Raw genomic sequence first — 4,468 nt, 5'->3', positions numbered from 1 at the left:
TCATCACTCTCAAGAATTAAAGCGAGATTACTTTCTATTTGAGCAAACAGTTCCGAGATATTGATTTCAGTTAAACTGCTGAGGCTGAGAGTTCTTAAAACCTGGGAAATCGAGAAGGAAAGACTAAACTCGCGCCGTTCAGAAATACCGAATCTTACCCAGTGGTCGATCGCATTAATTTCCCCACTTTCAACAAAGGGAACTAAATCGGGGTTGAGTTGCAGGTATTCGCTCACATCAAAGATATTGCTAAACTGCCGATTTTCAGACCGACCCCTGGTGATAAAATGACTAAAGGCACTAATTTGTATACCTAGGTTAGCTGATTCTTGCAGTAACTGACTAACGTCTGGGTTAAGTTGTAGGTAGGTATTGGCATCAAATACTCGGCTAAAACGGCGATTTTCAAATTGTCCAAAACCCAAAAAGTGAGCAAACTTACTAACTAAAGTTTCCTGGGTAATAGCAGCCAAGTCTGGATTCGCTTCTGCATAAAAACTGGCGCTAAAAAAGTCGCTAAATTCTCGAGCTTCATTCAGACCAAAATCTAAGAAGTGACTGAAGGCTTCTTCACGATTGATGACTAGGGAAAGGTCAGTGTTTTTCTCTAGGTATCGAGTCACACTGAAGAAAGCACTAAATTCGCGACCTTCAAATTTGCCAAATTCGCGAAAATGCTCCCGTGCATTAAACTGAAAACCCGCTGATTCTAATTCTAATTTAAACTGTGCGAGATCAGGGTTTTGAGCTAGATATACTTCCTCATCAAACAGTTGTTCAATAATAAAGTCCCGAAGATTTACTACTTCACTCAGGGGATTTACCGGGGTGGCTGTGGTAGTAACTTCTACCGCCGGGTCATCTACACTTTCTGTAGGCAATAAAAACGGAGTTTCTGCCTCTAAATCGTCGAAAATATCATCTATTTCCTCATCTTCTAGGAAGACTGTTGTAAAAAGTTCTTCGTCCATGCTAGAAAAATCCTCAATTGGAATAATTAACAATCAATGGTTTAGTTCAAATTTAACCCCTCTGTGATCTGGTAAATCACTTAGAGTTATCATCTGAGGCTCACAACAGCCTATAATGCTGTAACGGCATAATCGGGGATAATAACGTCCTCAATGTACCACTAAGCAGTCAGATGGGTTGTAGTCCAACTTCTGAGCAATGGGAACAGATGGCCTCCTGTTAATATACAGATAGTTCCAGAACGACAAGTTGACATGGTGTAATATACCATTAGATCAGTTTTATGTGATCTTGAGCTGGGGTGGGTCGCCAAGGAACTTGGCTGATCAGCAATCCGAGGGTTTCCGGTTTGTACCCCTCATTATAAGGGTATTGTTTAAGATATCCATGAAGTCTTGGTGAGAAAATTATTAATCTACAAAAGTGCGATCGCTTTACCATAGCACAACTCGCACAAAACCCGAAAAAAGGATTTTATGCGTAGGCAATTAGGGGCTAATTTGAGCTTGGACACACCCTTTAATTATCAAACTAAATTGGAAGTGGGATGAATTTTAGGTTAACCCCTAAACAATCTGAATCGAGCCAAACAGTTATAAACAAGACGATCGCTCCGGATCAATTGTTCCCCCAAAAATTGCAGATCATATCACCCACTGTCAAATTTGACTGGAGGAAGCGGGGGAAGTAGATAACCGATAACCCATCCCTCTCACTGTTTCAATGCGATCGCTTCCCAATTTTTTCCGCAGATACCCCACATAAACATCAACGATATTAGAGCCGGGGTCATAATCATAACCCCAAACTTGATCAAGTAACTGTTCTCGACTAAGTACCTGTTCCGGGTGACGCAGAAAAGTCTCCAATAGGAGAAATTCTTTAGCGGAAAGTTGGAGAGTGCGATCGGCCACCTGTACCTCACGAGTGTACAAATTCAAGCAGATATTAGCGGTGGAGAGAGTTTTATCATCATCAGCATTTTTAGAGGGTTGGTTGCGGAGTCTAGCGCGGACTCTAGCCAGCAATTCAGCGAAGCGAAAGGGTTTAGTCACATAATCATCAGCCCCCGCCTCCAGACCCGCCACCTTGTCGCTGAGGTCATCCCTAGCGGTGAGGATGATAATGGGTAAAGTTTCCCCCTGACCGCGCAATTCTTTTAAAATCTGGAAACCGTCGCGGTCAGGAAGTCCCAGGTCTAGGATCAGCAAATCAAAGTTATGGCTACACGCCTGCTCTAAAACATCTTGTCCACTATTAGCGATCGCAGTAGTAAAACCACTAGCCCGCAGTCCCTTTTCCAAAAAAGCAGCTATCCGGGGTTCATCTTCAGCAATTAAAATCCGGCTCATGGTACAAGGCCTTTAGTTAACTAACTAATACGGGCGACTGTTAAAATGTTGAGTAATGTAAATATGGGCAGCACCTAGCTTAATTGTGACATGACTCCTGCCGTTCTTATCCAAAATCTCCAAAAACGTTACGGCTCAGTAGAAGCCGTGAAAGACATTTCCTTAGAAATTCAGCCAGGGGAAATTTTTGGCTTGCTTGGTCCTAATGGCGCTGGTAAGACCACCACCCTGCGATCGCTGTGTACCTTAATCACTCCCGACGCTGGAAAATTAGCGGTTTCGGGAATTTCAGTTCTCGAGGAGCCGAAATTAGTGAGACAGCGCCTTGGCTATGTAGCCCAGGAAGTAGCCATTGATAAAGTTCTCACAGGTCGGGAACTGTTGCAACTACAAGCCTCCTTGTACCATATCCCCCGTCCTCGCATCAAAGATCGCATTGAAACTGTGTCCAATTTGCTAGGCTTGGGGGAATGGATTGATCAAAAAACCGGGACTTATTCTGGGGGTATTCGTAAGCGTTTAGATCTCGCTTCTGGACTTCTGCATCAACCTGATGTTTTGGTCCTTGATGAACCGACTGTCGGGTTAGATATTGAAAGTCGGGTGGTAGTGTGGGATTTCCTGCGACAATTGCGAGAACAAGGAATCACAGTGTTGATTACCAGCCATTATTTAGAGGAAATAGATGCTTTAGCCGATCGCGTCTCCATCATTGATAAAGGGGTAGTAATTGCCACCGGAACCCCCTCCGAATTGAAAGACAGAGTAGGAGGCGATCGCATTACCCTGAGAATTAGGGAGTTTTCCCCCTTATCAGAAGCCCAAGCCGCCAAAGCCCTATTAGAGCCGCTTCCCTGTGTCCAAGAGGTAATCATCAATCAGGCTCAGGGAAACTCTCTTAACCTCGTAGTTGCATCCCAAAATGATGCCCTATTTACCATTCAACAAGCCCTTAAAGATGCTGGCTTACCCACCTTTGGGATAGCACAATCTCGCCCTAGTTTAGATGATGTCTATTTAGCCGCGACAGGTCAAACCCTAATGGATGCAGAAATAGCCGCCGTCGCCACTCGCGACCCCAAAGCCGAGAAAAAACGCAATATGCGTTAACTTGTCTAAAATAACCTGTTAATGGAGACTTGCCAACCATGAGTAGTACCAGCATTAATCAGTTATCAACCGCTGAAATTAGACCCGAAAAAACCAATGATATCGCCGATTTTGTGCAGGAAACAGCGGCTTTAACCCGTCGTTTATTTATTCAATTAAAGCGACGACCATCAACCCTAATAGCCGGAGTAATTCAGCCATTAATGTGGTTGATTCTGTTCGGTGCATTATTCCAAAATGCCCCCCAGGGCTTATTTGGAGAAACTGATAATTATGGTCAGTTTTTGGGGGCGGGAGTGATTGTCTTTACCGCTTTTGCGGGGGCTTTAAATGCCGGATTACCGGTAATGTTTGACCGAGAATTTGGGTTCCTTAATCGGCTCCTAGTAGCGCCTTTGGCTTCCCGGTTTTCCATTGTTTTAGCCTCGGCGATTTATATTGTCACCCTCAGCTTTATTCAAACGGCGGCGATTGTCACTGTCGCCGCATTTATCGGGGCGGGATTGCCAGGAATTGCCGGATTAGCAGTAATTGCCCTGGTGGTGTTATTGTTGGTTTTGGGGGTAACGGGTTTAAGTTTAGGTCTGGCTTTTGCCCTCCCTGGTCACATTGAACTAATTGCGGTGATTTTTGTGACTAATTTACCGCTATTATTTGCTAGTACCGCCTTAGCGCCTCTGTCATTTATGCCTCGGTGGTTACAGGTGGTGGCTACCCTGAATCCATTAAGTTATGCGATCGAGCCAATTCGCTATCTTTATACCCATGAGAGTTGGTCTTTCGGTAGCGTGGTCATGGCGGCTCCTTTTGGTAATATAACTTTTGGGGTGGCTTTGGTGGTATTGTTGGCGTTTGCGATCGCCTCCTTATTAATCATTCAACCCCTGTTACGCCGTCGGTTTGCTTAATAGTCTGACCAATGCTTAAATTGCCATACCTCTTCTGTACAGGAGAGGTATGATTTAATCTCAAATTAGGTTAATATTTTAGGGCAATATGGTATAAGAAGCGAGAAGAGTTGAGGATAAACCTAT

Annotated in this window: 3 protein-coding genes and 1 pseudogene; 2 read left to right on the top strand and 2 right to left on the bottom strand. The window is 44.1% G+C overall.

What is annotated here, in order from left to right:
* Together ACTIE0_RS16820 and ACTIE0_RS16815 are read right to left on the bottom strand one after the other, a co-directional pair.
* Nucleotides 1–971, bottom strand: a pseudogene (locus ACTIE0_RS16820) (energy transducer TonB); the annotation flags it as partial.
* A gap of 660 nt (nucleotides 972–1,631) precedes the next feature.
* Nucleotides 1,632–2,324: a response regulator transcription factor gene (locus ACTIE0_RS16815; protein WP_006668712.1), complete on the bottom strand. Its 693-nt coding sequence runs from the start codon at nucleotides 2,322–2,324 to the stop codon at nucleotides 1,632–1,634.
* A 90-nt stretch (nucleotides 2,325–2,414) separates the two neighbouring features.
* Here ACTIE0_RS16815 and ACTIE0_RS16810 point away from each other — a divergent pair, with 90 nt between their 5' ends.
* Entirely contained in the window at nucleotides 2,415–3,434 is a 1,020-nt protein-coding gene (locus ACTIE0_RS16810; RefSeq protein WP_006624443.1) for an ABC transporter ATP-binding protein, read from the top strand.
* Between the two features lie 38 nt (nucleotides 3,435–3,472).
* Nucleotides 3,473–4,342: an ABC transporter permease gene (locus ACTIE0_RS16805; RefSeq protein ID WP_006624444.1), complete on the top strand. Its 870-nt coding sequence runs from the start codon at nucleotides 3,473–3,475 to the stop codon at nucleotides 4,340–4,342.
* The last annotated feature ends 126 nt before the right edge of the window (nucleotides 4,343–4,468 follow it).

This window comes from Limnospira sp., assembly GCF_051859755.1.
Lineage (GTDB): Bacteria > Cyanobacteriota > Cyanobacteriia > Cyanobacteriales > Microcoleaceae > Limnospira > Limnospira fusiformis.
Note: the sequence above shows the minus strand (reverse complement) of the source record. Positions and strands in the feature narration are given on the sequence as shown.

Excerpts from the sequence above, each read along its gene's own strand:
- ACTIE0_RS16815 (WP_006668712.1), bottom strand. The coding sequence starts at position 2,324 with ATGAGCCGGATTTTAATTGCTGAAGATGAACCCCGGATAGCTGCTTTT.
- ACTIE0_RS16810 (WP_006624443.1), top strand. The coding sequence starts at position 2,415 with ATGACTCCTGCCGTTCTTATCCAAAATCTCCAAAAACGTTACGGCTCA.
- ACTIE0_RS16805 (WP_006624444.1), top strand. The coding sequence starts at position 3,473 with ATGAGTAGTACCAGCATTAATCAGTTATCAACCGCTGAAATTAGACCC.